General features: G+C 65.8%; 27 protein-coding genes. 20 read left to right on the top strand and 7 right to left on the bottom strand.

Going from position 1 to position 24,541, the window contains the following annotated elements:
• The first annotated feature begins 3 nt into the window (after positions 1-3).
• Positions 4-1,539, top strand: a complete 1,536-nt coding sequence (locus tag Q0330_RS00140; RefSeq protein ID WP_299472752.1) for a phage portal protein — start codon at positions 4-6, stop codon at positions 1,537-1,539.
• 10 nt (positions 1,540-1,549) lie between these two features.
• Positions 1,550-3,586 carry a prohead protease/major capsid protein fusion protein gene (locus Q0330_RS00135; protein ID WP_299472750.1) on the top strand — a complete coding sequence of 679 codons (2,037 nt, stop codon included), beginning with the start codon at positions 1,550-1,552 and terminating at the stop codon, positions 3,584-3,586.
• Here the strand turns inward: Q0330_RS00135 and Q0330_RS00130 are convergent.
• Positions 3,556-3,741: a hypothetical protein gene (locus Q0330_RS00130; RefSeq protein WP_299472748.1), complete on the bottom strand. Its 186-nt coding sequence runs from the start codon at positions 3,739-3,741 to the stop codon at positions 3,556-3,558. The two genes, Q0330_RS00135 and Q0330_RS00130, sit on opposite strands and share 31 nt — an antisense overlap.
• A 72-nt stretch (positions 3,742-3,813) precedes the next feature.
• On the opposite strand from Q0330_RS00130, the gene Q0330_RS00125 reads away from it, so the two are divergent.
• The 8 genes from Q0330_RS00125 (at position 3,814) to Q0330_RS00090 (ending at position 8,038) form a co-directional block, all read left to right on the top strand.
• Positions 3,814-4,185 (top strand): DUF2190 family protein, encoded by a 372-nt coding sequence (locus Q0330_RS00125; protein ID WP_299472746.1) that lies wholly within the window; start codon positions 3,814-3,816, stop codon positions 4,183-4,185.
• Entirely contained in the window at positions 4,185-4,499 is a 315-nt protein-coding gene (locus tag Q0330_RS00120) for a hypothetical protein (RefSeq protein ID WP_299472745.1), read from the top strand. Before Q0330_RS00125 ends, Q0330_RS00120 begins: the two co-directional genes overlap by 1 nt.
• Positions 4,496-5,119, top strand: coding sequence for a DUF6441 family protein (locus Q0330_RS00115; protein WP_299472743.1), 624 nt, complete (start codon positions 4,496-4,498; stop codon positions 5,117-5,119). The genes Q0330_RS00120 and Q0330_RS00115 overlap by 4 nt, the downstream gene beginning before the upstream one ends.
• Positions 5,116-5,541, top strand: coding sequence for an acyl-CoA transferase (locus Q0330_RS00110; RefSeq protein ID WP_299472741.1), 426 nt, complete (start codon positions 5,116-5,118; stop codon positions 5,539-5,541). Before Q0330_RS00115 ends, Q0330_RS00110 begins: the two co-directional genes overlap by 4 nt.
• 128 nt (positions 5,542-5,669) lie before the next feature.
• Positions 5,670-6,392 carry a phage regulatory protein/antirepressor Ant gene (locus Q0330_RS00105; protein WP_299472739.1) on the top strand — a complete coding sequence of 241 codons (723 nt, stop codon included), beginning with the start codon at positions 5,670-5,672 and terminating at the stop codon, positions 6,390-6,392.
• Positions 6,393-6,425: 33 nt separating this feature from the next.
• The gene (locus Q0330_RS00100; RefSeq protein ID WP_299472737.1) at positions 6,426-7,364 is read left to right on the top strand and encodes a phage tail tube protein; all 939 of its coding nucleotides are present in this window, start codon (positions 6,426-6,428) and stop codon (positions 7,362-7,364) included.
• Positions 7,365-7,367: 3 nt separating this feature from the next.
• The gene (locus Q0330_RS00095) at positions 7,368-7,805 is read left to right on the top strand and encodes a hypothetical protein (RefSeq protein WP_299472735.1); all 438 of its coding nucleotides are present in this window, start codon (positions 7,368-7,370) and stop codon (positions 7,803-7,805) included.
• An 83-nt stretch (positions 7,806-7,888) separates the two neighbouring features.
• Positions 7,889-8,038, top strand: coding sequence for a hypothetical protein (locus Q0330_RS00090; protein ID WP_299472733.1), 150 nt, complete (start codon positions 7,889-7,891; stop codon positions 8,036-8,038).
• A 5-nt stretch (positions 8,039-8,043) separates the two neighbouring features.
• On the opposite strand, the gene Q0330_RS00085 is transcribed toward Q0330_RS00090, so the two are convergent.
• Positions 8,044-8,334: a helix-turn-helix domain-containing protein gene (locus Q0330_RS00085; RefSeq protein ID WP_299472731.1), complete on the bottom strand. Its 291-nt coding sequence runs from the start codon at positions 8,332-8,334 to the stop codon at positions 8,044-8,046.
• On the bottom strand, positions 8,331-8,669 hold the full coding sequence (locus Q0330_RS00080) for a type II toxin-antitoxin system RelE/ParE family toxin (RefSeq protein WP_299472729.1): 339 nt from the start codon (positions 8,667-8,669) through the stop codon (positions 8,331-8,333). Before Q0330_RS00080 ends, Q0330_RS00085 begins: the two co-directional genes overlap by 4 nt.
• A gap of 77 nt (positions 8,670-8,746) precedes the next feature.
• Between Q0330_RS00080 and Q0330_RS00075 the strand changes: the two genes are divergently transcribed.
• From Q0330_RS00075 to Q0330_RS00025, 10 genes are all read left to right on the top strand, one after another.
• The gene (locus Q0330_RS00075; RefSeq protein ID WP_299472727.1) at positions 8,747-11,158 is read left to right on the top strand and encodes a tape measure protein; all 2,412 of its coding nucleotides are present in this window, start codon (positions 8,747-8,749) and stop codon (positions 11,156-11,158) included.
• 2 nt (positions 11,159-11,160) lie between these two features.
• Positions 11,161-11,784: a DUF2460 domain-containing protein gene (locus tag Q0330_RS00070; protein WP_299472846.1), complete on the top strand. Its 624-nt coding sequence runs from the start codon at positions 11,161-11,163 to the stop codon at positions 11,782-11,784.
• The gene (locus tag Q0330_RS00065) at positions 11,781-12,665 is read left to right on the top strand and encodes a DUF2163 domain-containing protein (RefSeq protein WP_299472725.1); all 885 of its coding nucleotides are present in this window, start codon (positions 11,781-11,783) and stop codon (positions 12,663-12,665) included. Before Q0330_RS00070 ends, Q0330_RS00065 begins: the two co-directional genes overlap by 4 nt.
• On the top strand, positions 12,665-13,108 hold the full coding sequence (locus tag Q0330_RS00060; protein WP_299472723.1) for an NlpC/P60 family protein: 444 nt from the start codon (positions 12,665-12,667) through the stop codon (positions 13,106-13,108). The genes Q0330_RS00065 and Q0330_RS00060 overlap by 1 nt, the downstream gene beginning before the upstream one ends.
• Before the next feature lie 3 nt (positions 13,109-13,111).
• Entirely contained in the window at positions 13,112-17,134 is a 4,023-nt protein-coding gene (locus tag Q0330_RS00055) for a glycoside hydrolase TIM-barrel-like domain-containing protein (RefSeq protein WP_299472721.1), read from the top strand.
• Positions 17,135-17,151: 17 nt separating this feature from the next.
• A complete protein-coding gene (locus Q0330_RS00050) occupies positions 17,152-17,895 on the top strand; it encodes a DUF2793 domain-containing protein (protein WP_299472719.1) in 744 nt (247 codons plus the stop codon).
• Positions 17,892-18,329 (top strand): hypothetical protein, encoded by a 438-nt coding sequence (locus Q0330_RS00045; RefSeq protein ID WP_299472717.1) that lies wholly within the window; start codon positions 17,892-17,894, stop codon positions 18,327-18,329. Before Q0330_RS00050 ends, Q0330_RS00045 begins: the two co-directional genes overlap by 4 nt.
• Complete coding sequence (locus Q0330_RS00040; RefSeq protein ID WP_299472715.1) at positions 18,301-18,597, top strand: hypothetical protein; 297 nt, start codon at positions 18,301-18,303, stop codon at positions 18,595-18,597. Before Q0330_RS00045 ends, Q0330_RS00040 begins: the two co-directional genes overlap by 29 nt.
• Positions 18,598-18,672: 75 nt before the next feature.
• Positions 18,673-19,341, top strand: coding sequence for a D-Ala-D-Ala carboxypeptidase family metallohydrolase (locus tag Q0330_RS00035; RefSeq protein ID WP_299472713.1), 669 nt, complete (start codon positions 18,673-18,675; stop codon positions 19,339-19,341).
• Positions 19,342-19,488: 147 nt separating this feature from the next.
• Entirely contained in the window at positions 19,489-19,752 is a 264-nt protein-coding gene (locus Q0330_RS00025) for a hypothetical protein (RefSeq protein WP_299472709.1), read from the top strand.
• 107 nt (positions 19,753-19,859) lie between these two features.
• On the opposite strand, the gene Q0330_RS00020 is transcribed toward Q0330_RS00025, so the two are convergent.
• The 4 genes from Q0330_RS00020 to Q0330_RS00005 form a co-directional block, all read right to left on the bottom strand.
• Positions 19,860-20,576 carry a hypothetical protein gene (locus Q0330_RS00020; protein ID WP_299472707.1) on the bottom strand — a complete coding sequence of 239 codons (717 nt, stop codon included), beginning with the start codon at positions 20,574-20,576 and terminating at the stop codon, positions 19,860-19,862.
• A gap of 2 nt (positions 20,577-20,578) precedes the next feature.
• Positions 20,579-23,584: an N-6 DNA methylase gene (locus Q0330_RS00015; RefSeq protein WP_299472705.1), complete on the bottom strand. Its 3,006-nt coding sequence runs from the start codon at positions 23,582-23,584 to the stop codon at positions 20,579-20,581.
• Between the two features lie 27 nt (positions 23,585-23,611).
• The gene (locus tag Q0330_RS00010; RefSeq protein ID WP_299472703.1) at positions 23,612-23,899 is read right to left on the bottom strand and encodes a hypothetical protein; all 288 of its coding nucleotides are present in this window, start codon (positions 23,897-23,899) and stop codon (positions 23,612-23,614) included.
• Positions 23,900-24,267: 368 nt separating this feature from the next.
• Positions 24,268-24,541, bottom strand: a 274-nt coding sequence (locus Q0330_RS00005; RefSeq protein ID WP_366518274.1) for a hypothetical protein, incomplete at its 5' end; no start/stop codon positions are given.

Genomic DNA, 24,541 nt, shown 5'->3' with positions numbered 1-24,541 from the left:
CGCATGCCGGACATCCGCGACACTTCTGCCCCGCAGGTGCGCTGGGGGCTGATCGATGCAGCACTCTCAGCCGTCGCGCCGCGCATGGCCGCAAAGCGCTATGCCGCCCGGCTCGCCATCGGCAATCTGCGCCGCGATTACGATGCCGCCGGTCGCGGGCGGGGCACAGCCGGCTGGAAAGCGCGCGGCACCGCCGCCGATGCCGGGATCGCCGCAGACGGGCCGCTCCTGCGCCACCGCATGCGCGACCTGGTGCGCAACAACCCGATGGCCGCGCAGGCGGTGCAGGTGCTGGTCAATAATATCGTCGGCACCGGCATCCGGCCCCGCGCCGCAACTGCGGATGCGGGCCTGAACGCCCGTGTCGATGCGCTGTGGAAGCGCTGGTCAGCTGGCTGCGATCAGCATGGGCATACGGATTTTCACGGGCTTCTGGGGCTGGCGGTGCGCGGGATGATCGAGGGCGGCGATGTCTTCGCGATCCGCCGCACTGTCCGGGCGACCGGCGCGCGCGATGTGCCGCTCAGGATCGAGCTGCGCGAGGCCGATCATCTCGACGCCGCCCGTTTCGACAGCCGCCCGGACGGGTCCCGCATCAGCCAGGGCATCGAATATGACCGCAGCGGGCGCCGCGCCGCCTATTGGATGTTTGCCGATCATCCGGGCGATACCTCGCCGGTGTTTTCCCGGCGCCTCGACTCCACCCGCCTGCCCGCAGACCGCGTCGCCCATCTCTTCGAGCGCCAGCGGGTGCAATCGCGCGGCGTGCCATGGGGCACGCCGGCCATGCGGGCGATCCGCGATGTCGACGACTGGCAGCAGGCGGAACTGGTCCGCAAGCGTACCGAGGCCTGCCTTGTCGGCATCGTGCTCGGGGCCGACGAAGACCAGCAGTCCATCGCCCCGGTGGTCGAGGATGCTTCCGGCAACCGGATCGAACAGTTCGAGCCGGGCCTCATCGCCTATGCGCGCGGCGGCAAGGATATCAGGTTCAACCAGCCCGCCTCGACCGCCGGGGTCTATGAATGGCACCGGGTGCAGTTGCACATCATCGCCGCCGGGTTCCGCGTCCCCTATGCGCTGATGACCGGCGATCTCAGCCAGACCAGTTTTTCCTCGAGCCGCGTCGGCCTGAACGAGTTCCGCCGCATGGTCGAACAGCTGCAATGGCAGACCGTCATCCCGATGTTCTGCGCGCCGATCTGGCGCTGGTTCGTCGATGCCGCCGTGATGGCGGGCCTTTTGCCCGAAGGAACCGAGATCCCGGTCGAATGGGGGCCGCCGAAGTTCGAAAGCGTGAACCCGCTGCAGGATGCACAGGCCGATCTTCTGGAGGTGCGGGCGGGATTCTCGACCCTGCCGCAGCAGATCGCCCGGCGCGGCTACGATCCGGACGAAGTTCTCGCCGAATGGGCCGGGTTTGCCGCAAAATCCGACGCTGCAGGTCTCGTCTTCGACAGCGATCCGCGCCGCGTCACCAAGGGCGGTCTCGTGCAGACCTCCGATCCGACATCGCCGCCTGCGGGCGAGGACAAGTAAGGACCGACCCATGCCGAACGATCAGACGATCGACCTGCCCGTGATCGGGCGGGCCGGTTCGCTGCAATCCGTCGATGAGACGACGCGCAGCTTCGAGGTGCTCTGGACCACCGGCGCGCAGGTGCGCCGCTATTCCTGGGCGCGGGACGAGGAATTCGACGAGGAACTGGTGGTCTCGCCCGGCGCGATGCGGCTCGACCGGCTGAACAGCGGCGCGCCGTTTCTGAACAGCCATGCCTCCTGGAGCCTGCGCAGCATCCTGGGCGTGGTCGAGGACGGCTCGATCCGCATCGAGAACGGCCGCGCCTTCGCCCGCATCCGTCTCTCCGAACGCGACGAGGTCGAGGATATCTGGCGCGATATCCGCGCGGGCATCATCCGCAATGTCTCGGTCGGCTACCGCGTCCACCGCTTCGAGCGGGTCGCGAAGGCCGACCGGAGCGATGGCGGCACCCGCGCGCTCTACCGCGCCATCGACTGGGAGCCGCTGGAGATTTCCGCCGTCGCCATCGGCGCCGATGCCAGTGCCGGCATCCGCGTGGAACCCGGCGACCGGAACAGCCGCCTGAACCCCTGCACCATCACCATGAGAGGAACCGACATGCCCCAGAACAGCCCGGCCGAGGCCGATGATACCCGCGACGATCCCGCAACCCGCAGCGAGGGTCCCGCGCCGCAGGCGCCTGCCAGCCCGGCACCGGCCAGCCCGACACCGGCAAACCCGACCCCGGCCGCACCAGACGCGGATGCCATTCGCTCGGAAGAACGCCGCCGCAGCGCCGATATCATGGCCCTGTGTCGCCGCGCCGGGTTCGCCGACATGGCCGATGATCTGATCGCGTGCGGCGTCAGCATTGACGAAGCCCGCTCGGCCGTCCTCGACAGGCTGGTCGAAAGCGATCCGGCCGGGCGGACCGTGGAACCCGCCCCGGCGCAGGCGCGCGGCGATGGTGCGGCGGAGATCGCTTATCGCGATGCGATCACCAATGCGCTGCTGCATCGTCACAATCCCGGTGCCCATGCGCTGGAAGCAGGCAGCCGCGCGTTCCGGGGCCTGACATTGCTGGAAATGGCCCGCCATGCCATCGAGCGTCGCGGCGGCACGACCCGGGGGCTCTCAAAGATGGAAGTCGCCCGCGCGGCGTTCGATCAGCGCGCCACCGGCTATCACGCGACCAGCGATTTCCCGGCCATCCTCGCCAATGTCGCCAATGCCACGCTGCGCCAGGCCTATGCAGCGACACCGCGCAGCTTCGGCGCCTGGGCGCGGCGCGCGACCATCACCGATTTCAAACCCGTTCAGCGGACCCAGCTCGGCGGCGCCCCGGATCTGCAGCGGGTGCTGGAATCGGGCGAGTTCCAATACGGCACCATCGGCGAGGGCCGCGAGGTCTATGCGCTCGCCACCTATGGCCGCATCGTCGCCATCACCCGGCAGGTGCTGATCAATGACGATCTCGACGCCTTCACCCGCCTGCCCGCCTCCTTCGGCGCCTCGGCCGCCGATCTCGAATCCGACATCGTCTATGCAATCCTGATGCAGAACCCGGCCATGGGTGACGGCAAGACGCTGTTTCACGCCGATCACGGCAATCAGGGCACGGCTTCGGTCATCTCGGAATCGGCGCTTGCCGCCGCATACCGCGCCTTCGGCCAGCAGAAGGGCATCGAGGACCGGCTGATCTCGATCCTGCCGCGCTGGATCCTGACGCCTCCCGGCCCGCGTTCTGTCGAGGCCCGCAAGCAGGTCACGGCAACGACCCCCGGCAGCACCGCCGAAGTGAACACCTTCTCCGGACGCTTGGAGGTGATCGAAGAACCGCGCCTGATCCCCGCCAGCGGTCAGGATCCGTGGTTCCTCGCCGCCGACCCGGCCCGCATCGACACCATCGAATATGCCTATCTCGACGGGCAGGAGGGCGTCTTCACCGAGACCCGCACCGGCTTCGAGGTCGACGGGCTGGAGATCAAGGCCCGGCACGATTTTGCCGCGAAAGCCATCGACTGGCGCGGGCTCTATCGCAACCCGGGCGCGGCGCCATCCTGATCATGGCGGAGGCGGGCCTCGGCCTTGATATCGGCCATGGTCGTGCCAGCAGGGGCCGGCCCGCTCGCCAGGCCCTCATCCCACAACCGGCCGATCAGCGAACGCAGATCGTCCCGCGCGGCATTGCCGCCATCGTTGCCGGATCTGTCACCCATGTTCCACCTCCACCCCGACCGTAGGGCCGCCCGGCCCCTCGGCGCAATCTCCAATCCCGAAAGGACCCTCCCATGAAGAACTTCGTTGCCCGTGGCGATGTCATCACCGTGCCGACCGACGATCTGGCACCCGGCGCCAGTATCATCGGCGGCAAGGGCTATCTGCTCTCCGGCGGCCTCTTCGGCATCGCCACCGTCACGGTCGAGGTCACCGGTCCGGGACAGGGCAAAGACTGCAGCCTCGCTTTGGCCGGCATCTTCGATCTGCCGAAACAGCCCTCGCAGGCCTGGTCGGTTGGCGCCAGGATCTACTGGGACGCTGTGATTGAACGCGCCACGACCACAGACACCAGCAATACGCTGATCGGCATCGCCATGCTCGCGACCGGCGGCACGGCGGGCGAGACCCTCGGCCGGGTAAGGCTGAACGGGGTGGCGGTCTGATGCTGGCCTTCGAGGCGGCACTGGCCCGGGTCTTTGCCGATCCGAACATGGCCGTGGACGCGCAATGGCGCGCGGGCGGGGTCGGACCCGCCGTGCCGATCCGGCTGATCCGCAGAGCGCCGGACGAGGTGACCGGTTTCGGCAGCAGTCGGGTCTGGTCCGAGACGCTGCGCGCCGATGTCATGATCTCGCAGGTCCCCGAACCCGCGCCGGGCGACCGGGTCATGATCGACGGCGAGACATATGAGGTGCAGGGCGAGCCCATCCGCGACCGCGAACGGCTGATCTGGGCGCTGGAGCTGCACCCGCTATGAAGCTCTCGGCCTCCGTCACCGATATCGCAAAGCTGATGCAGGGCGAGATCGCGGCCGGCGAGACTGCGGTGACGGCGGCAATCAAGGATGCCGGGTTGAACCTGCGCGACAACTGGCGCGGTCAGATTGTTCGGGCGGGTCTGGGGCAGCGCCTCGCGCGGACCATCCGATCCGAGGTCTACCCCAAAGGACACGACAGCCTGAATGCCGCCGCCATGGTCTGGAGCCGGGCGCCGGTGATCGTCGAGGCCCATAATACCGGCCCGCTGATCCGCTCGGCGGACGGGTTCTGGCTGGCGATCCCCACGCCGGCCGCCGGCAAGAGCCTGCGCGGCGGGCGCATCACGCCGGGCGAATGGGAGCGGCGGACCGGGTTGCGCCTGCGCTTCATCTATCGCCGCAGCGGCCCCAGCCTGCTGATCGCCGAAGCCCGGCTCAGCAGAAAGGGCCGCGCGGTTCGCTCGCGCTCAAAGACCGGGCGCGGTCTCACTTCGGTGCCGATCTTCCTGCTGGTGCCGCAGGTCCGTCTCAGCAAACGGCTGGACCTGGAGCGACCGGCCAAAGCGGCGCTCGCCGCCCTGCCCGCCGCGATTGCCCGGCGCTGGAGCGAGACCCGATGATCACCCGCCGCGAGACCGCGCTGAAAGCGCTGCATGCGACGCTGCTGACAATGCCCGGCGGCGTGACCGTGATGCGCAATGCCGTTCTGCCGGAACGGATCCCGGATGCGGGCCTTCTGATCCTGCGCGACGGCACGCCCGGCACGCCTGAAGTGACTCTCTCGCCACTCCGCTGGCACTGGCAGCACCGCGCGGAACTGGAGGTCTTCCTGCGCGGCGCCGATCTCGACGACCGGTTCGATGCGCTGACTGCAGGGATCGGCGCGGTTCTGGCGGCGAACAGAACGCTGGGCGGTCTCTGCAACTGGACCGAGGCCGAGGCCCCGGAACCGGCCGATCTGCCCGTCGAGGGCGCCACCACCATCCGCGCCGCCGTGCTGGGCATCACGCTGCATTACACCACCGCCGATGCGCTGGCCTGAAGCGAGGGTGGCAGGTGAGACCGGAACAGGAACACGGGTTTCCATTCCGGTCCATTCCGCGACGCCGGTCAGTGGAATCTGCACGGATGAGCCGGGGTTTTCTGCCCCCGAACCAGAAAGGAAAAGCCATGAACATTCTGCCCCAGCTCGCGCCGACACCCGACAGAGATCGGATGCCGAGAATGTCGAGCCGTGAGATCGCCAGCCTCTGCGATAAACGCCACAGCCATGTCAAACGCGACATCGACGTCATCTGCGCCGATCTTGAGATAGATGCATCCAGATTTGGGCACATCTATCTCGACAGCCGCAATCGCAGCCAGACCGAATACCTGCTGGGTAAGGATCTGACCCTGACATTGATCTCCGGCTATAATGTCATCCTGCGCAAACGCATCGTCGACCGCTGGCTGGAACTGGAGGATGCCGCACGGGACCGGCCTGCCACCATCGATCTGCGCGAGCCGGTGCAGCTGGCCCGCGTCACCCAGCAGCTCGTCGAGATCAACCGCGACCAGGCCCGCGAGATCGAGGCGATGCGCGAAGATGTCGAAAGCCTCGACCGGATCCGCAATGCCGATGGCTCCTTCTGCATCACCGATGCGGCCAAGGCCCTGCAGATGCGCCCGAAGGAGCTCTTCGACTGGCTGCAGGCCAATGGCTGGATCTACAAACGCCCGGGCGCGGCAGGCTATCTCGGCTATCAGAGCAGGACCGCGGCCTCGCTGCTGGAACACAAGGTCACCACCGTTCTGCGCGCCGATGGCAGCGAGAAGGTCACCGAACAGGTCCGGGTCACCGCAAAAGGCCTGACGAAGCTGGCCGCGCTGATCCGGCCGCGCCTGCGCTGACCGGCCTCCCCACCCACACCGAAAGGACATCCCATGGCCCGAGCCCAGGGGGCGCGATCGCAGCTGGCGGTCGCGTTCGAGACGACCTATGGCACCCCGCCCGCGGGCGGTTTCACCCGCCTGCCCTTCGCCAGTTCCACCCTCAGCGCCGAACAGCCGCTGCTCAGCTCGGAACTGCTGGGCTACGGCCGCGATCCGCTGGCCCCGGTCAGGGATGCGATCACCGCCGATGGCGATCTGAGCGTGCCCATCGATGCGGAGGCCTTCGGCTTCTGGCTGAAGGCGGCGTTCGGGGCGCCGGAAACCACCGGCACCGGGCCCTATAGCCACGAATTCCACAGCGGCAACTGGACCCTGCCCTCGATGGCAATCGAGACCGGACTGCCCGAGATCCCCCGCTATGCGATGTATTCCGGCGTCATGCTGAACCAGCTCTCCTGGACGCTTCAGCGATCCGGCCTGCTGACCGCAACCGTCGGGCTGATCGCGCAGGGCGAGACGATAAATACCGCGTCGCAGGCCGGCACGCTCACTGACCTCGACCTGATCCGCTTCGGGCATTTCAACGGATCGGTGACCCGCAACGGCGCGGCACTGGGCAATGTCGTCTCGGCGCAGGTGACCTATTCGAACAATCTCGACAGGATCGAGACCATCCGCGCCGATGGCATGATCGACGGCGCCGATCCGACCATCGCCGCCCTGACCGGCCAGATCGAGGTCCGTTTCGCCGACAGCACGCTGGTTCAGCAGGCCATTGCGGGCACGCCCTGCGCCCTGCAGTTCGCCTATGCCCTGCCCTCGGGCCAGAGCCTGACCCTGACCGCCCATGCCGTCTATCTGCCGCGACCGCGCATCGAGATCAGCGGCCCGGCCGGGGTGCAGGCGACATTCGACTGGCAGGCGGCGCGCGATCCCGTCACCGGCCGCATGGCCACCATCATCCTCACGAATGACATCGAAAGCTACTGATCCATGATCCGCCTGAACCTCACCGCCGAGCCGCGCTGGCTCGATCTCACCGCTGGGCTGCGCCTCCAGATCGCCCCCGTCACCACCGCGATCATGGCTGCCGCCCGCAGCGATCTCGCCGCCTCGGATGTCCCGGAAGACCTGCCGCAGGAAGCACTGGCCGTCACCATGGCGAAAGCCGTCGCCCGCCGGGTCATTCTCGACTGGCAGGGTGTCGGCGATGCGGATGGCAAGCCGGTGCCGGTCACACTCGAAGGCATCGATGCACTTCTGGATATCTGGCCGGTGTTCGAGGCCTTCCAGCGCGACTGCCTCGCCCCGCATCTGATGCTGGATCAGGAAAAAAACGTCTCCGCGCCCTCGCCGACTGGCATTACGGCGGGGGCGACAGGTACTGCGAAGCGTGCAGCCAAACCTGCCAGGACTGCCCGGCGCGGCTGAATGCACCCCAGACCGAGGAAGGTTGGGCCATCTGGGATCTGGCCGGCAGGCTGTCGGGTCAGATCCGCGCGATCCCCGGCGCCGTGCTGGGCTGGGACATGACGGCCGCGCTGGCACTGGGGCACGCGCTCGGCATCCCCGCCCTCGCCATCGCCGAGCTTCTGCCGGCGATCGAGGCGGAGATGATCCGCCGCACCAATGAGCAGATCGGGAAGGACCGGGACCGGGGATGATCGCGTCAGCCGGCCAGGACCCGCTGCACGATCTGCGGATCCTTTGCGATCAGCGCCAGCAGCACCTTCGCCGGACCGTCCGGGCTGCGCCGCCGCTGCTCCCAGTTCAGGAGCGTGCCCTTCTTCACCCCGATGCTGCGCGCGAACTCGCTCTGCGACAGACCGGTCCGGGCGCGGATCGCCTGCACATCCGGTTCCGGCAGTTCGATCTCATGCACACGCGCCTGACCCTCGCCGCCTGCATGCGACAGCGCTTCCTTCAGACCCTGTTCGATACTCTTGAAAGCCTCGCTCATTCCGTCCTCCTGTAGCTTGCCGACAGCATCCGGCCGAGTTCCCTGACCATGTCCGTTTCCGAAGGCGTCAGGTTCGCCTTCTCGTTTTTGGCAAAGACGGTGATCAGAAAGATCGGCGTCCCGTCATCCGGGCTGAAGAAGTGAATGACCCGATAACCGCCGCTCTTGCCGCCGCCGTCACGGGCGAAGCGGAACTTCCTGACCCCGCCGCCGACCGACACACCCGTGAGCGGATTGCGCGCCACAAAATCGATCAGCGCCAGACGCTCGGCCTCGGACATGAGGCTGCGCGCACGGCGCTGGAACTCGGGTGTTTCGACCACGGTGACAATCATCACCCATCAGATATGCGCCAATGGCGCATAAGTCAATGACGCATGTAAAGGCAGCTTTGCTCCAGTGAGATCAGATCATGGCTGAGAAGAAGGTGTCCGTCCGGCTTGTGGCCGAGAACGGGCGGCAGGTCCGTGCGGAACTGCAGGGCGTCGGCGAGGCCGGGGCCAGGAGTTTCCGGCGCATGTCGGCCGAGGTGGATCGGGCCGGCATCATGCTGACGCGCCTGGCCGGCATTGCTGCAGGCGCCTTCAGCCTGCGGCAGGTGCAGGCTCATGCCGATCAGTGGACTGACCTGCGTTCGCGGGTCGATCTGGCGACCGGATCGCAGGCGAAGGGCGCGCTGGTCATGGAGCGGCTGGCCAGCATGGCGCGGCGCACTTATTCGGAACTGGGCCAGACCACGGAATCCTGGCTCGCGAATGCCACCGCCTTGCGGGAACTTGGTCTGTCCACCGCCGAGAGTCTGGATTTCACGGAAGCGCTGAACAATGCCATGGTGGTTTCCGGTGCCCGGGCCGAACGCGCGGCCTCGGTGCAGAATGCGCTCTCCAAGGCGATGGCCCTGGGCGTGCTGGCCGGCGACGATCTGAACACCGTGATCCAGAGCGGCGGACGGCTCGCGGAACTGCTGGCCGAGGAACTCGGCAGCACCGTCTCGGGCCTGCGCCAGCTCGGATCGGATGGACGCATCACCGGCAATGTCATCCGCACGGCGCTTCTGGGGAACCTCACCCGCCTGCGCGAGGAAGCCGACAGCATGCCGGCGACCATCGGCGATGCCTTCACGCTGATCGGCAATGCCGCCCTGCGTCTGGTCGGCACATGGGACCGGATGATGGGCACCTCCTCGGCCGTCGCCGATGTCCTGATCACGGTCGCCGACAATCTCGAACGGCTGGCGTCATTGGGAATCGCTTTCGCCGCTTTCATGGCCGGACGCTGGGTCGCGGGTTTTGTCGCGGCCCGCATCGCCACCTTCAGCCTCGCCGCCGCGCTGACCGCCCTGCGGGTGGCCCTGATCCGCACTGGCATCGGCGCGCTGATCGTCGCGGCCGGAGAGCTGATCCATCAGTTCACACGGCTGGTAGAGAAGGTCGGGGGTTTGGGAGATGCCTTCCGGCTGCTGGGCAGTCTTGCCCTGGAGATCGGACAGCGCATCGGCATGGCGTTTCAGGGGGCATTCGCGCTCATGGGCGCGGGCTGGGAGGGTTATCGGGCGCTCGTCTTCACCGTGCTGGACGGAATCCTCACCGGCACCGTCACCGCCGTCAATCGCACGGTCGCGGTCTGGTCCGGAGCTTTCGATGCCGTGGCCGCGATCTGGGGCCGGCTGCCCGGCACCATCGGGGATTTCGCGTTTCAGGCCGCGAACGGGCTGATCGCCGGCATCGAGGCCATGCTGAACGGCGTCGTCACCCGCATCAACGCCTTCATCGCCGCCATCAATGGCGCGCTGGCGCTCCTGCCCGACTGGGCCGTCGGCGAAGGCGGCGCCGAGATCGGCCGGCTCGATCCGCTTGACCTCGGCCGCATCGACAACCCGTTTGAAGGTGCGGCGTCGGACGCCGGCAGTGCTGCGGCCGACGCTTTTGCCGAGGCCTTCAGCCGCAGCTATGTCGAGCCCCCCGACCTCTTCGGCGATCTGGCCGGCGAGGCCGCATCCCGCGCCGCCGACTATCTCGACCAGGCCCGCGCGCTCAGCGATGCCGCAACGGCACCGCTGGAGAGCTGGCAGGCGCTGCAGGATGCAATCACCGTTGGCGGAACCGAAGGCGCGGAGGCGCTGAACGATGCCGCGATATCTGCCGGAGGCCTCGATGCCGCACTGGAGAAAGCCGGTGGCGCGGCCCGACGGGCGGGCGCAGCCGGCAAGCAGGCGGGGCGCGACGCCAGGGACGGCGCCGAAGAGGCCAAGCAGGGCTGGGAAGCCGTTGCCGCCTCGCTCTCGGATTATGCCGAGAGTGCCCGCGACATGGGCAGCGGCATCGGATCGGCCCTGACCGGGGCTTTTCAGGGCGCCGAGAATGCGCTCGGGGATTTCGTGAAGACCGGCAAGGCCTCGATCCGCGATCTGGTCAGCTCGATCATCGCCGATTTCGCGAAGATCGGCGCGCGGCGATTTCTGCTCGGACCGCTCGCCAGTGCCCTGAGCGGCTGGGCCGGGTCATTGGGCAGCGCCGGGGTCATGGCCAATGTCATGCATTCCGGCGGCATGGTCGGATCGGGCGGGACGGCCCGCATGGTGCCGGCCAGCGTCTTTGCGGGTGCCCCAAAAATGCATGGCGGCGGCTGGGCCGGGCTGCGCTCGGACGAGGTCCCGGCGATCCTGCAGCGCGGCGAGCGGGTACTGTCACGCCGCGAGGCCGCGGGCCATGGCAGCATCACCGTCAATATCCAGACCCGGGACGCCGAGAGTTTCCGGCAGTCCCGGGCGCAGGTCTCGGCCGATATCGCCCGCGCCGTCGCCATGGGCCGGAGGGGCATGTGAGCATGTTTCACGAGATCCGCTTTCCCGACGATATTTCGCGCGGCGCCCGAGGCGGGCCGGAGCGGCGCACCACCATCGTCGAACTGGCTTCGGGCGATGAAGAACGCAATGCGGCCTGGGCGAACAGCCGGCGGCGATACGATGTCAGCTATGGCATCCGCCGCGCCGACGATCTGGCCAAGGTCGTCGCCTTCTTCGAGGCGCGGAACGGGCGGCTGCACGGCTTCCGCTTCAGGGACTGGTCGGATTACCGCTCCTGCCTGCCCTCGCAGGTGCCCGCTCCGACCGACCAGCAGATCGGCACCGGGGATAACACGAAAAAATCCTTCCAGCTGGTGAAGCACTACGCCTCCGGCGCGCAGTTCTGGACGCGCGCCATCACCAGACCAGTCGCAGGCAGCGTGACGATTTCCCTGAACGGCAACCCGCAAACCTCCGGCTGGAGCGTGGACAATACGAACGGCATCGTCAGTTTCGCCGCCGCGCCCGGCGAGGGCATCGCCATCACCGCCGGTTTCGAATTCGACGTGCCGGTGCGTTTCGACAGCGACACGCTGGACGTGACGCTGGATATCGAGCGCCTCGGCTCGATCGCCTCGATACCGCTTCTGGAGATCAGACGATGAAAGCCCTCTCCCCGGCCCTGCAGACGCATCTCGCCAGCGGCACCACCACACTGGCCTGGTGCTGGAAGATTATTCGGGCCGATGGCGTGGTCATGGGATTCACCGATCACGACTGCCCGCTTACCTTTGCAGAGACCACATTCGAACCGGACAGCGGCTTTGCCGCCGCCGAGATCCGCGCCGGGTCCGACCTTTCGGTCGATGCACAGGATGCCGAAGGGGCCTTGTCCTCCGACCGGATCACCGAGACCGACATTCTGGACGGTCGCTGGGACAATGCGCTGGTGGAACTCTGGCGCGTCAACTGGCAGGCGGTGGACCAGCGGGTTCTGATGCGCCGCGGCGCCATCGGCGAGCTGCGCCGGGGCCGGCATTCCTTCGTCGCCGAGATCCGCAGCCTGTCGCATCTGCTCGGCCAGACCGTCGGACGGGTGTTCCAGGGGAGCTGCGATGCCGAACTGGGCGACGGGCGGTGCCGCGTGGATCTCGCGGGTCCCGCCTTCACCGGCACGGGCCATGTCGCCGATCTCCTGCGCGAGCGCGCCTTCATCGCCACCGGGCTCTCGGGTTTCGCGAGCGGCTGGTTCACTTTCGGATCGCTGGCATGGACAACCGGCGCCAATGCCGGCCGGGCGGCCGAGATCGCACTGCATGAGGCCGGCGGCGGCGCCGTCACCCTGACCCTGCTGGAGGCACCGCTGCGCGGCGTCAGTCCGGGCGATGGTTTCATCATCCGCGCCGGCTGCGACAGGCGGCTGGAGACCTGCAGGACAAAATTCGGCAATGCGGTCAATTTCCGGGGCTTTCCGCATATCCCCGGGCAGGACGCCATCACGCGCTATGCGAAGCCCGGCGGACAGAATGACGGAGGCGTGCTGTGATGCCCGCCGATCCAACCCGCGTCGTCGCCATCGCCCGCAGCTGGCTTGGCACACCCTATCACGATCAGGCCAGCCGGCGCGGGGCCGGCTGCGACTGCCTCGGCCTTATCCGGGGCGTCTGGCGGGAGTTGCTGGGACCGGAAAGGCTCACCGTGCCCGCCTATTCGCGCGACTGGGGCGAGACGGGGCGCGAAGAGGTGCTGGCGGAGGCCGCAAACCGCGTTCTGATCCGGATCAGCGCGCATGAGGCCGGAACCGGGGCGGTGATCCTGTTCCGGATGCGCTCCGGCGCCATCGTCAAGCATTGCGGAATCCTCACCGCGCCGGACCGGTTCATCCACGCCTATGAACGCCTCGGCGTCATCGAAGAAGCGCTGACCACGGCCTGGCGGCGGCGCATCGCCTTCGCTTTTCTTTTTCCCGCAGCCGCAATGGAGAGCTGATCCATGGCCACGATCATTCTGGGCGCGGTCGGCACCGCCATCGGCAGCGGCTTCGGCGGCGCCGTGCTGGGGTTCTCGGGTGCGGCCATTGGCGGCATGATCGGCTCCACCATCGGCAGCATAGTCGACAGCTGGATCGTTTCCTCTCTGATGCCCGGCCAACGGATCGAAGGGCAGCGTCTCGACAGCCTGCGCCTGACCTCGGCCAGCGAGGGCGTCGTGATCCCGCGCCTCTATGGCCGCATGCGCATCGGCGGCAATATCGTCTGGGCCACGGATTTCCGCGAAGAGGTGAACCGCAGGAAACAGGGCGGCGGCAAGGGCGGCGGGCCAAAAGTCGAGACCACGGAATATCTGTACTATGCGTCTTTCGCGGTCGCACTGGCCGAAGGTTCCGAAGCCGGTCCCGCAGGGACCATTCTCTCCGGTGGAGAGAATGGAGGCGGCGGAGGCCCGGCAGGGCGAGGGATTACCGGCATCGGCCGGATCTGGGCCGATGGTGATATCGTCGATCTGAAGGATGTCACATGGCGCTGGTATCCGGGCGATGAGAATCAGCAGCCCGATCCCTTCATCGCCGCGAAGATGGGAACGGATGCGACCCCAGCTTATCGTGGCACCGCCTATGTCGTTTTCGAAGACCTGCCGCTGGCGCCATTCGGCAATCGCCTGCCCCAGCTCAGTTTCGAGGTTTTTCGGCCTCTGGCAGATCCCGACACGGCCGAGGGGCTGGTACCGGCGGTGACGATGATCCCGGCCTCGGGCGAGTTCGCCTATGCCACCTCGGTGGTCCGCAAGGCCGAGGGCGGTGTGGAGAATGTCAATGCCATGGCGGGCACACCTGATCTGGAGGTCTCGCTCGACCGGCTGGACGCCATGGTCCCGGCGGTCCGGTCGGTTTCGCTGGTGGTCTCCTGGTTCGGCGACGATCTGCGCGCCGGTCACTGCAACATCCGGCCGAAGGTCGAGATACCGGTGAAGGCGACCACGCCGGCATGGTCGGTGAATGGGATCATCCGCGATGCGGCACATGTGGTCAGCCCCGACGATCAGGGACGCCCGGTCTATGGCGGCACGCCTGCGGATTTTTCGGTCATCGAGGCGATCCGCGCCCTTCGCGCCCGCGGTCATCGCGTCACCTTCTATCCCTTCCTGATGATGGATATTCCGGTCGGCAACAGCCTGCCCGACCCGTATTCCGATCATGCCGGAACCCTCGGCCAGCCGGTGCTGCCCTGGCGCGGGCGCATCACCTGTGCCCCGGCCGCAGGCTTTGCCGGATCGGTGGACCGAAGCACAGCCGCCGCCGATCAGGTCGCGGGGTTCTTCGGCAGCGCAGAGCCCTCGGATTTCACCATTGCCGGAGAGACGGTGACATGGACCGGCGCGGCAGATGACTGGGGTTTTCGCCGCATGATCCTGCACAATGCCCATCTCTGCGCCCTGGCCGGCGGCGTCGATGCCTTCCTGATCGGCTCGGAACTGCGCGGGCTGACCCGGATCAGATCGGCAGCCTCCGCCTATCCGGCCGTGACGCAGCTTCGCTCGCTCGCCGCCGCGGTGCGGGCCATTCTCGGGCCAGCGACAAGGATCGGCTATGCTGCCGACTGGTCGGAATATTTCGGGCATCATCCGGAGGACGGCAGCGGCGACGTGTTCTTCCACCTCGATCCGCTCTGGGCAGATGAGAGCATCGATTTCGTCGGCATCGACAATTACATGCCGCTCTCGGACTGGCGCGATGGCGGGGATCATCTCGATGCAAAGGCAGGCTGGCCCGCGATCCATGACCGCGTCTATCTGCAATCCAACATCGCGGGCGGCGAAGGATATGACTGGTTCTATGCCTCTACCGCCGACCGGGCCGCGCAGATCCGGACACCGATCACCGATGGCGCCCATGGCAAACCATGGGTCTTCCGCAGCAAGGATCTTATGGGCTGGTGGTCGAACCGGCATTACGACCGGCCGGGTGGTGTGGAATCCGCCGCCCCGACCGCATGGCTGCCGCAGTCAAAGCCGATCCGCTTCACCGAACTCGGCTGTCCCGCCGTGGATCGCGGCACCAACCAGCCCAATGTCTTCTACGATCCGAAGTCCTCGGAAAGCTTCCTGCCGTATTTTTCGCGCGGCTGGCGCGACGATGCCATTCAGCGGGCCTGTCTCGAAGCCACATATCTCTTCTGGGGCGAGCCGTCGAACAACCCGGCCTCCTCGGAATATCCCGGCCGCATGGTCGATCTGGCCGAATGCGCGGCATGGACATGGGATGCCCGGCCGTATCCGTTCTTTCCGGAACTCCCCGATATCTGGTCGGACGGAGCGAACTGGCGCCTCGGTCACTGGCTGACCGGGCGGCTGGGCGCGGTCTCGCTGGCCGCCCTGATCCGCCATCTCTGCCTGCGCGCCGGCATGCCCGAGGCCTGGATCGACGTCACGGGCCTCGCCGGCGCCTGCGACGGGTTTGTCATTTCTGCGCTGGAAAGCCCCCGAACCTCGATCACCATGCTGGCGCGGCAGTTCGGGTTCGACGCCGTTGAGAGCGAGGGCGTGATCCGCTTCATCATGCGCGGCCGGGCACCGATCGCCACGGTGTCGCCCGAGGGCATGGTCGCCACCGGCAAGGGCGAGGTCATGGAACTGAGCCGGGGACAGGAGACCGAACTGCCGCAGGCTCTGAAGTGGCAGGTCGCCCGCTCGGACGAGGATTATGACGGCCTCACCGTCGAGGCGCGCCGCATCACGGTCGAGGCCAGCCGCGTCGCCTCGGACAGTTTTGCCGTCGCCGTCCCGCCCGAAGAGGCCGAGCGACGCTGCCGCCGCGCCCTGATGGAGGCCTGGACCGGCCGCGAGACCGGCGCCTTCCGCCTGCCGCCCTCGCGCCTCGCCCTCGATCCGGGCGATGTCATCCATCTGGATCATGACGGCCGGCTGGTGGAGATGCGGATTCTGTCCGTCGCCGATGCCGACGCCCGCGCCATCGAGGCGATCCGACAGGACCGGGGCAATTACGATCTGCCACCCGGCAGCCCGCGACCGGCGACACTGGCCCGCCCGGTCAGTTTCAGCCCGCCAACCATTGCCTTTCTCGATCTGCCGCAGCTGCGCGAGGATCAGGCCCCGCATCAGGCGCTGATCGCCGCGCATGCAAAACCATGGCCCGGACAGATGGCGGTGTTCCGGAGCTTTGAAAGCTCGGGCTTCGATCTGATGAGGGTATTTTCGCGCCGGGCGCGGATGGGCGTGCTGGTGGCGCCGCTGCATGTCGGCCCCGTCTCGCGCTTCGATCACGGCAATGCGGTCTATCTCGATCTTCTGGACGGCAGGCTGGAAAGCGTGACCGATATCCGCCTCTTTGCCGGTGAGAACGCCATGGCACTCCAACAGCCGAACGGACGCTGGGAGGTCCTGCAGTTTGCCCGGGCCGAGCTGATCGCACCGGGGCGATATCGCCTCTCAAGACTGCTGCGCGGGCAGCGCGGCACGGAACCGGACATGGCGCCGGTCGTGGAAGCAGGCGCGCGCATCGTCATGCTGGACGAGCAGCTGGTGCCGCTGCCCGTGCCCGAGGCAGATCTCGGACTGCCCGCCAACTGGCGCATCGGCCCGGCATCGCAGCCGGTCAGCGATGACAGCTACGCGGCAGCCAGCTTCACGCCCGCGGGCATCGGCCTCCGGCCCTTCGCGCCGGTGCATGTCCGGCAGCCATGGCGCCATGGCCGCGCGCCGGGCGATCTGGAGATCCGTTGGATCCGGCGCGACCGGGCACTGGCGGCCGACAGCTGGAACGCCGCCGCCATCCCGATGAGCGAAGCCCGGGAAGACTGGCAGGTGGAGATCCTCGACGGCGCGGTCGCGATCCGCACCCTGACCGCATCGACCAGCAGCGTGACCTATACCGCCGCGCAGCAACTGGCCGATTGGGGCGCGCTGCTCGGGCCGGGCGACAGTCTCCGCCTCCGCATCGCCCAGATCGGCCAGGCCTTCGGGCCGGGCGCCGCCCCCATCACCACACTCTGGTTCTGAACAGCAGGAGCAAAACCATGTCCGAGACCACGGCGCATCTGGCGCTGCCATTTCTGATGGCCGCACAAGCCCAGAAACACGTCACCCATAACGAGGCCCTGCGCATGCTGGATGCCATGGTCCAGCTCTCGGTACCGACCCGCACGCTGGCCGCACCGCCGGCCAGCCCGGCCGAAGGTGCGCGTTACATCGTCGCCGCAGGCGCGACCGGCCTCTGGGCCGGCTGGGACGGGAATGTCGCCTGCTGGCTCGACGGGGCGTGGATGCGGTTCTCGCCACAGCCGGGCTGGCTGGCATGGGTCGAGGATGAGGCGCAGGCAATTCTCTGGACCGGCGCCGCATGGGCGCCGATGGTCGATGCCATGGGGCTCATCGCGCAATCGGCAGCGGTTGCCGTGGCGAAGGGCGGCAATGGCGCCACCACCGGCATGGCGGTCATCGAGGAAACTCTGACCGGGCTGTCCGGGGCGATCCGCGACAGCACGGTGACCATCCCGGATCGGGCCATCGTGCTGGGGGTATCGTCGAGCACCGTCACAGCGATCACCGGCGCCACATCCTATGACTGCGGCATCGCGAGCGAAGCATCGAAGTTCGGCGGATCGTTGGGCATCGCCGCCGGCAGCACCAATCGCGGCGTCATCGGCCCGCAGGCCTTCTATGCCGACACCCCGATCCGGCTGACGGCGCGGGGCGGGAGTTTCATCGGCGGCGCGGTGCGCATTGCCATCCATCTCCTGACCGTGGGGCTGCCCTCGTGAGGTTTTCCGACGTTTTCCTGCAGCAGGGCCGCGCGCTGGAATGGATGACCTCGGCCCTGCTGCTGACCTTTGCCCTCACCCTTGCCCTGCCCGGCGATACGCTGGCCGGGAACCCGGGCTTTGCGGGCTTCGTCAGTGCCGGTCTGAACGAGGCGGCGCTGGCCCTGCCCCTCTCATGGATCGCCCTTCTGCGCATGGTGGGTCTCACCATAAACGGGGCCTGGCGGCGCTCGCCCCTCCTGCGCATGGTGGGCGCGGTGCTGGGCGCCGGCATCTTCGCCTTTCTGGCGATGGTCTTCGCACTGCCCTGGTGCCTCGGTCAGCAACCCGCCCTCGGCATCGGCGCCGGCACCTGTGCCGTGGCCTGCATTTTCGATCTTCTCGCGGCCTACAGGACCGGTGCCGATGCTGGACTTTCTGAACGGGCTCGATGAACCCGCATGGGCCGGCCTGACGGCGTTGGCCTTGGCCATCATCGGCGCCATCGGCGCGGTGATGAAGGGTCTGCGTCGACACCAAGGGGATGCGTCACCACCGGTCACCGATCCCATAGCTAGCCTTATCGCCGAGATCCACCAGCTCGCCGCCCGGCAGGACGATCTCGCCAGCGAGGCCGACCGCCGCTTCGATCGCATCGACCGTGATCTCGCTCGGATCCATACCGACACACAAGTCATCCGCGAGCGCCTGCCGCCGCGCTGATCGCCGCCTTCGACAACTGAGATGCAACCAGCCGTCCCCAATCCCGGGGGCGGCTTTTCCACATGGAGAACCGACATGAGTTTCTATCAGCACTGGCGCAATGTCCCGGCCGAAGCATGGCGCTGGCCGGATTTTTCCCTGGCAGAGATCGCCTGCCGCGGCACCGGCAAGCTGCTCGTCAACGCCGAAGCCCTCGACCGGCTGCAGGTACTGCGCAGCGCCCTCGGCCGGCCAATGATCGTCAATTCCGCCTATCGCAGCCCCGAACACAATGCCCGCGTCGGTGGCGCGAAGAAATCGCAGCACCTCTCCGGCGCCGCCTTCGATATCTCCATGGCGAACCACGATCCGGAAAGTTTCATTGCCGCCGCGCGCGAGGCCGGATTTACCGGCATCGGCACCTATCCACGGTCGAACTTCGTCCATATCGATATCGGACCGGCCCGGGTCTGGGGCGAGCCCTTTCCGGACCGGGCCTCGCGCTTTGCGGTTGACCGGCCTCCGGCGCGCGAGTCCCTGGCGGACAGCCGCACCATGAAGGGTGGCGGCACAGCCGGTGCCGCCACGGTCGGGGCAGCGGGGATCGAGGTGCTGCAGGACGGCATCGCCGAGACGCAGGGCGCGGTGCAGGCGCTGCTGCCCTGGCTCGATACCTTCCGCTGGGCCTTCATCGCGCTGGCACTGGCCGGCATCGCCGTCACCGTCTACGCCCGGCTCGACGACTGGAAGCGGGGGCGGCGATGATCGCCGTCCTCAACGCCCTCTGGCGGCGGGCGTTGCCCTGGCTGGCCCTTATTGCGGCCATTCTTCTTTTCATCCTTGGCGCAAGGCGAACCGGCGAAACCGCCGGTCGCGCGGCCGAGCGCCTGCAAAACACGGAAAGGACCAATGATGCGCTTCGTCACATGCTGGAGGCCGGGGCGGATCGGCCCCGTGATCGCGATGACCTTGCTGAGCGCCTGCGGGACGGCAGGTTCTGATCATGGCGCCTGCCCGCCGGTGGTGGACTATCCGGCGGCAGTGCAGAAACGGGCGGCCGAAGAGTTGGAGGCGATGCCAGAGGATTCCGCCGTCGCCGGGATGATGGCGGATTACCATGTGCTGCGGCGGCAGGCACGGGCGTGTGAAGGGACGGAACTGGGCGGTAGAGGATGAAACTTGGGCGGAGAGCTGCCTTTCGCTGCGAAAAGGACGAACGGCCGGTTCGGGGCCGATGTCCGACTGGTAGCTGCCTTCCCGAGATATTTGGTTTGCTGGCTTGGTTATGGCGACGGTGATGCGTTGACCCAAAGATGCCAGAGAGTGACAGTACCCGGAGCGTTGGCGGGCGGAGCCGTATGCGAATAAAGGAAAGACCGGCCATGACTTGAACGGGCGGCGTCGCAGACGGTGGTCGCAAGCGCGATTGGTGCGGTTTTGACGGCGTAGCTCACAGTCTGAGCGGATTGTGCAAGATAGGGTTGTAGCCGACCTGCGATCGTGGTCCCGTCCCGCACATAGGCAATCATGATAGCCTCGCGGCCACCCCAGCCATATTGACCATTGAGAAAGCGCCTGAGACCTTGGCTGCAATAGAGATTCTCGCCACGCGTGGTGTCTATGATCTTCGCTTCGGCAATCAACGGAAAGCGCAGCGCGCGCCCGGACAAGAAGATCGAAAGGTCAGGGCGCTTTTCCAAATGCTCGCCATTGTAGCTCAGGCTCTCGGCGCCCCTTACCACGCAAGTGACGAGTTGGCGCCAGACCGTATCCTCCTCGATCATGCGATTGAGTCGGGTCACCAAAAGCGCGGTGACCTCGGCCTCGTCGCCGGTTGTGACGGAGGTGAATGCGCTGGCGCGAATGTCTTGGAATGCGTTGACCACGCCTTCGGTGATGATTTGCAGATACACCTCTTCGATCGCCGCCAAGGGCAAATCTAAACCGCGTGTTAGTTCCGCGATCTGGTCCGGACGAGGCAAAAGCGCCGACGAACTCATCCTCAACCTCGCCTCTTTAAGATGTCGAGGCGCGACCAGATGATGTGCTGGGCTAAGAGACGCGCTTGAGTATAGCTCCAATACCGGCTTTGGGCGAGACGCCCAATGAGGAGCGCGCCGCTCCCGTCTTCCACCATTAACTCGGTTGCTGCCGTAGCGTCGGCGACCGAGAGTAATGCCTCCCAATGCTGCTGGACCCCTGCATCAGAGGTATTTGCCCCCGTCTGTAGTAGAAAACCCATCCACGGTGAGGTCGATCGACTGGCGATCATACGAACGCTGAGCGATGTGCCGAACCGCTTCGCCCAAGGCGCCAGTTCATTTTGAAGGACTAAGCAGAAATCCTCGGCGGCCTTCGGATCCGGACGTGCCTGAGCGGCCAATTTGATCTCAGCGAAGGGCAAATTGTAGGACAGCGTGTCGGTGATGATCTGCAAGTCACCGGCGCCTAGGCCATAGAGACTTGCGACCCAGCGATCCACGTCTTCCCAAGCTGAAGCGGATCTGCACACGTCTTCAAAGAGCTGGAGGATTTTCTCCCAGTCGGCAGGCTGGAGGCAACGGAAGTCGGGAAGCGGAATACGGTCGATGGTAGTCTTTTCGATCACCTCTCGCTCGAACCCGAATTCGCCGCTGGTGATCAGCGTGAACCACAGCGCAAACTTGCTGCCGAGCACGAGTGCAATATAGCGTGCAAGTTCGCTGGCGCGCTCAAATCCACTTGGCGAATAGCCATAGAAATTCTCATTATAGGCGACTTGGCAGTCAGCTACGCCGACGCGGATACGCCCCCGGTCAGCAGGGGGAGACTTGTGAACGATCACGAGAGGCGCTTGGAAGAGGCGCGGATCTCGGGGGTCGTGAATGCGCGAATGCCGAAACGTTTGAAGGCGTTCTGTATCGATGAGCAGGTCATCAAGGGAATTGACCGTAACGTCAGGCAGACCGTGCAGATAGGCCGCATCGGCGCCCGGGAGCCCGTCTCCGTTTTTTCTCGTGCGGCTGCTCCGCCGGAGCTGCTGATATCCCTGTCCTGAGCCAACCATGCGGCCGCGTGTCGAGATGCCGACGGCATCGCGCCAGAATGTCTCTAGCGTTGGAAATTCCTTACCGCGAATCCGCTGGACCAAGCCTAGGTCGGACTTCGTTCCGCGGAACAGAATTTTGAGGATGTCGGGCGTCTCAACCATCTGCTGGGTCGCGACGATCTCGGCTGAGTGGGCGTCGACACGCATCGTTCCCGAGGCATTGAGCGTCGTTTCGAGGCGGGGACTGATCAGTCGGAATCCCGCGCCGGTCTCCGGCACTTGGTTGGTTGCGATGAGCATGCAGAATGGGGCCGAGATTTCTGGCCAAACCTTGGTTTGACGCAGTTCGACACCGTTGATGACTGAAGTAATGTCGAGCGCTTGGAAGAGCATCCGGCGCGCGTCGACCATACCGTCACCCTGTTGGAAAAGCAGGCGAGCGTGTAGAGCGAACGCAATCTGGCCGCCCGGCTTTGCCCATTCCATCGCACGCCAAACGAAAGGAAGATCGAGCACCTCGTTGGGAAGCGGTGGGGCAATCTTTGCGCCATGTCGTTCGCTGGCGATGCGCGAGACCGTCTCCAGCACTAATCGCCAATCAGCCAGCTTGGTGCCGGTAGACCACGGAGGGTTGCCGACAACCATGTCGTACCGCCCCCGATGCGCTTCGCCGACGAGGGGGCCGAGACTGCCGAGGCCAGCGCCCAGCACTCGCTCTTCGCTGGCGACGAGGTGGAGAACCTTGCCTCGAAGATCATCGAAGCCAAGTTTGTCGACTGGCTGTGGCTGCGGATCTAGTTCGATCGAGACAAGGTAAAGCGCGAGTGCGGCGAAGCGCAATGCCTCCTCGTTGATGTCGAAGCCTGTGATCTGGCCATAGAGGATCTGGCGCAAGCGCTGAGTGTCGGGTCGCTTGCCGTCGGCGCGCCATCGTGCCGCGACGAGTTCGCGGAAGGCCGTCAGTAAGAATACGCCGGCGCCTGCCGCAGGATCGAGGACGCGTGCGGCTGCGCTCGAGCCGTCCCGCTCTAGCGCGCGAAATGATGCCCGGACAAGCAGGTCGGCGATCGGCCGCGGCGTGTAGAAGCCGCCCTCTTTGCGCTGCTTTTCCGGAGCATGGCTGCGCAGGTAAAGCTCGTAGGCTTGGCTGAGCACTCCGACGGGGATGTGAGCGAAGTCGAGCCGATCCCAGCGTTCTGCCCAACCAAGAAAGAGCTGGTCCCCGGGTGCGCGCATCATGATGTTGCCGAGCACCTGATAGGCATCCGTAGGTAGGATCTCGAAAATATTTTCCGACAACGGCAGTAGATCGCCGTTGAAAGTTCTGTCCAGCCAAGCGCTGGTCGCGCAGGCATTGTCCGCATTATCGAACAGAGCGGCGGCGACTTCGGGTGATTCCAGATCCGCCGGCAAAAGCTCGCGATCGCCCAAGAATCGCGCAAACAGTGCCCGTCCTACAAGGGAGATCGCGTCTCCGTGGTCGAGATCGAGATCGATCAGCCGATCAATCGCCTCAGTCAGAAGGTTGAGGACCACATTGGAAATCCAGCTCTGTCTAGTACGCGTCGCACTTGGACGGCGATTGGCCAGATGCGGAAACAGATCCTTGAGCGCCTCGCCGGACGCATTGATGGCCAAACGCGCCTGCGCGGGTGTATTGTGATCAAGCGCGATAGCATAAACGTCCAGTCGACCAGGTGCAGCGATGCCGAGATAGGGCGCATCGCCGCGCATCGCGAGAAGGCGACGGAGTTGGTGGATTTGAGTGACGCCCTCGATTTGGTCGGCATCCACCAGAAAGATCAGTGGTGCATCCTGCCATTCATAGACGGCGCCAACGACCCCGAGGATCGAATTGCTGTCGCGCCGCGCGTTTGTCAGCGTCGCATAGGGCAGCAGTTCTGGGCAGTCGGCATCAAGCAAGCGCAGTGCTTGCCGATCGGCGCCGAACGGTTCGAGCCGGGTCAGCCAATCAGTCATGATCCGGTCCTAGTGGCATCGACGAGCTCACGGCAGCAGATCCAGACTTGCCTGACGGTCGCCGCCGAAATGGCCGCGCCGGGTCCCTCCGCGCGGCTTCTTCGTTGGCGCAACTTTTGCAATCGCGGTGCGATAGTCGCCTCCGCTCGTTGCCATTTCAGCGACGAGGACGGCAACAAGTGCGATGTGCTGGGGCACCTCTCCCCGACCGGCATAGTTAGTGATCGAATTGGGGTTCATACCGATGAGGTCAGCAAAGCCGCGCACACTGAGAGCCGCGCGCTCAAGCTCGGCAAGGAATTCAGCGTACGGCACCTCAATATTTCATCCTACGTAGTGTTTGACGTAGAGTGGCACATGTTTTGATGTGTCGCAACACACGAAGCGATGTGAGCAATGCTCCCTCGACGTTCTTGGGCGTCTCGTCCGATCGGTAGTTTGGCGGAGTACTCCAACGTCAGCACATTTCGGAAGCCTCATTGAAAGGAGCACTCAATCGGCACCGGCACAACCTGACTGGTCAGCGAACCGGCCCAGATCGGTCATCTGAACGTAGGGCAAGTATCGGACGCATGTCGATACCGAAACGGCTTGGACGGGCGTGAAGCCGACGCTGGCTCTGAGGTGGCCGAGAGTCCGCTTCGGGCCGTTCATGCGTCTTGTGGCGCTATCAGCGTCGCGCATCACCGTTCGGGGAACTGGATGACATTGTCACCGCGCATGAAGGCGATGGCGCCTTCTTCCTCGATGGCCTGAATGGCGGCATTTCTGGCATCCTTGTCGGAAGAGAATTGGTCGTCCCAGACATGACTGGTGCCATCCTGGTCGACGACCTCAAGCATCCAGTTCTGATCCGTTTCGGCGCGGTATATTTCGATGGAGAAGGGATAGCCGTCGATGATGGATAACGTACAAATTCTTTCGCACATTTGACGGAGACGCCGGTTCCTTTCAAAC

Origin of the sequence: uncultured Paracoccus sp. (assembly GCF_937873615.1) — a bacterium.
Classification (GTDB): Bacteria; Pseudomonadota; Alphaproteobacteria; order Rhodobacterales; family Rhodobacteraceae; genus Paracoccus.
Note: the sequence above shows the minus strand (reverse complement) of the source record. Positions and strands in the feature narration are given on the sequence as shown.

Excerpts from the sequence above, each read along its gene's own strand:
- Q0330_RS00035 (WP_299472713.1), top strand. The coding sequence starts at position 18,673 with ATGAGTTTCTATCAGCACTGGCGCAATGTCCCGGCCGAAGCATGGCGC.
- Q0330_RS00025 (WP_299472709.1), top strand. The coding sequence starts at position 19,489 with ATGCGCTTCGTCACATGCTGGAGGCCGGGGCGGATCGGCCCCGTGATC.
- Q0330_RS00135 (WP_299472750.1), top strand. The coding sequence starts at position 1,550 with ATGCCGAACGATCAGACGATCGACCTGCCCGTGATCGGGCGGGCCGGT.
- Q0330_RS00125 (WP_299472746.1), top strand. The coding sequence starts at position 3,814 with ATGAAGAACTTCGTTGCCCGTGGCGATGTCATCACCGTGCCGACCGAC.
- Q0330_RS00060 (WP_299472723.1), top strand. The coding sequence starts at position 12,665 with ATGCCCGCCGATCCAACCCGCGTCGTCGCCATCGCCCGCAGCTGGCTT.
- Q0330_RS00040 (WP_299472715.1), top strand. The coding sequence starts at position 18,301 with ATGCTGGACTTTCTGAACGGGCTCGATGAACCCGCATGGGCCGGCCTG.
- Q0330_RS00130 (WP_299472748.1), bottom strand. The coding sequence starts at position 3,741 with ATGGGTGACAGATCCGGCAACGATGGCGGCAATGCCGCGCGGGACGAT.
- Q0330_RS00055 (WP_299472721.1), top strand. The coding sequence starts at position 13,112 with ATGGCCACGATCATTCTGGGCGCGGTCGGCACCGCCATCGGCAGCGGC.
- Q0330_RS00020 (WP_299472707.1), bottom strand. The coding sequence starts at position 20,576 with ATGAGTTCGTCGGCGCTTTTGCCTCGTCCGGACCAGATCGCGGAACTA.
- Q0330_RS00070 (WP_299472846.1), top strand. The coding sequence starts at position 11,161 with ATGTTTCACGAGATCCGCTTTCCCGACGATATTTCGCGCGGCGCCCGA.
- Q0330_RS00120 (WP_299472745.1), top strand. The coding sequence starts at position 4,185 with ATGCTGGCCTTCGAGGCGGCACTGGCCCGGGTCTTTGCCGATCCGAAC.
- Q0330_RS00105 (WP_299472739.1), top strand. The coding sequence starts at position 5,670 with ATGAACATTCTGCCCCAGCTCGCGCCGACACCCGACAGAGATCGGATG.
- Q0330_RS00100 (WP_299472737.1), top strand. The coding sequence starts at position 6,426 with ATGGCCCGAGCCCAGGGGGCGCGATCGCAGCTGGCGGTCGCGTTCGAG.
- Q0330_RS00015 (WP_299472705.1), bottom strand. The coding sequence starts at position 23,584 with ATGACTGATTGGCTGACCCGGCTCGAACCGTTCGGCGCCGATCGGCAA.
- Q0330_RS00115 (WP_299472743.1), top strand. The coding sequence starts at position 4,496 with ATGAAGCTCTCGGCCTCCGTCACCGATATCGCAAAGCTGATGCAGGGC.
- Q0330_RS00085 (WP_299472731.1), bottom strand. The coding sequence starts at position 8,334 with ATGAGCGAGGCTTTCAAGAGTATCGAACAGGGTCTGAAGGAAGCGCTG.
- Q0330_RS00110 (WP_299472741.1), top strand. The coding sequence starts at position 5,116 with ATGATCACCCGCCGCGAGACCGCGCTGAAAGCGCTGCATGCGACGCTG.
- Q0330_RS00140 (WP_299472752.1), top strand. The coding sequence starts at position 4 with ATGCCGGACATCCGCGACACTTCTGCCCCGCAGGTGCGCTGGGGGCTG.
- Q0330_RS00095 (WP_299472735.1), top strand. The coding sequence starts at position 7,368 with ATGATCCGCCTGAACCTCACCGCCGAGCCGCGCTGGCTCGATCTCACC.
- Q0330_RS00075 (WP_299472727.1), top strand. The coding sequence starts at position 8,747 with ATGGCTGAGAAGAAGGTGTCCGTCCGGCTTGTGGCCGAGAACGGGCGG.
- Q0330_RS00080 (WP_299472729.1), bottom strand. The coding sequence starts at position 8,669 with ATGATTGTCACCGTGGTCGAAACACCCGAGTTCCAGCGCCGTGCGCGC.
- Q0330_RS00065 (WP_299472725.1), top strand. The coding sequence starts at position 11,781 with ATGAAAGCCCTCTCCCCGGCCCTGCAGACGCATCTCGCCAGCGGCACC.
- Q0330_RS00050 (WP_299472719.1), top strand. The coding sequence starts at position 17,152 with ATGTCCGAGACCACGGCGCATCTGGCGCTGCCATTTCTGATGGCCGCA.